We start from the raw sequence: 1498 nt of genomic DNA on the forward strand, positions 1-1498 counted from the left end.
GGCGCGCGCACCGGCACCGGGACCTGGTTCCTCACCCCCGACTACGCGGCGCCCGGTGCCGCGGCCGTCGTCGGCGGTGACGGACGGGGCGGCGTCCACGCGCGCGGCGCCGCGCGAGCGGCTGCGGCGCCGCCTCGCCGGGGACCTCGACACGATCGTGCTCAAGGCGCTGGAGCCCGACGCCGAGCGCCGCTACCCCACGGCCGCCGCGCTGCTCGACGACCTGCGGCGGCACCGCACCGGCTTCCCGGTGCGCGCGCGGCCGGCGGGGGGCGCGTACCGCGCCCGCGCCTTCGTGCTGCGCAACCGGTGGCCGGTGGCGGGCGCGGTCGCGCTGTTCGCGCTGCTGGCCGCGACCTCCGTGGTGACGACGCTGCAGGAGGCGCGCACGCGCCGCGCGCTGGCCCTGGCGACTGCGGAGGCGGCGAAGGCGCGGCAGGTCACGCGCTTCGTCACGTCGCTGCTCCAGGGCGCGGACCCGTTCCGCACGGGCGCCACCTCGCTCACCGACCTGCTGGCGCTCGGCGAGGACCGCCTCGACCGCGAGCTGGCGGCGCAGCCCGAGGTGCGCGTGGAGATGCTGCGCACCCTCGCCGACGTGCAGCGGAACCTCGGGCGCCGCGCGCAGGCCGACTCGGTGCTGCGCCGCGCCGTGGCCGAGCGCCGCCGCCTCGCCGGCGCCGCGCCGGTGCGCGACGCCGAGCTGGCGCGGCTGCGCACCGACTTCGGGCGCATCCGGCGCATGCGCAGCGACGCCCGCGGCGCCGACACGCTGCTCACCGAGGCGCTGGCGACCTTCGCGGTGCTCGGCGGCGACGCCGCGGACGAGGCGACGGCGCTGTACGAGCTGGGCGTCACGCGCCGCCTCCTGTCGCGCCCCGACGACGCGGAGGGGCTGCTGCGGCGCGCGCTCGCGCTGCAGCGCGCGCTCCCCGACGCCGCCCCGGACGCGGCAGCGACGCTCGCCGAGCTCTCGCTGTCGCGCATGGACGCCGGCGACCTCCCCGGCTCGGAGGCGCTGCGGCGCGAGGGGATCGCGCTGCTGGAGCGCGCGTTCGGGCCCGATCACCCGCGGGTGGCGCGGCCGCGGGAGTTCCTCGCCGGCTTCCTCATGACGGCCGGGCGCCTCGAGGAGGCGGAGCGCGAGGGGCGCCGCGCGCTCGGCATCGCGCGGCGCCATCTCGCGCCGGGGCACCCCGAGCTGCTGACGATCTCGTCGACCCTCTCGCTGATCCTGGTGGCGCGCGGCGACCTCGACGCCGCGGAGCGGCTGCAGCGGGAGGTGCTGGCCGAGCGGCGCCGGCTGCTGGGGGAGGAGACGCGCGACGTCGCCGGCAGCCTCTACGTGCTCGGGCGCACGCGCATGCTGCGCGGCGACGCGGCCGGGGCGGCGGCGCTCATGACGCGCGCGCTCGCCACCTACGACCGCGTGAGCGGCGCGCGCGACCCCGACGCGCGCCCGGTGATCGCCGACCTCGCCGCGCTCGCCCACGCCGCC

1 protein-coding gene is annotated in these 1498 nt (G+C 79.9%); it reads left to right on the forward strand.

Going from position 1 to position 1498, the window contains the following annotated elements; translation table 11 throughout:
• Nucleotides 1–55 precede the first annotated feature (55 nt).
• On the forward strand, nt 56–1498 hold a 1443-nt coding region (locus PYV61_RS25200; RefSeq protein WP_275836637.1), incomplete at its 3' end, for a tetratricopeptide repeat protein.

The organism is Roseisolibacter sp. H3M3-2 (genome assembly GCF_029211165.1).
Classification (GTDB): domain Bacteria; phylum Gemmatimonadota; class Gemmatimonadetes; order Gemmatimonadales; family Gemmatimonadaceae; genus Roseisolibacter.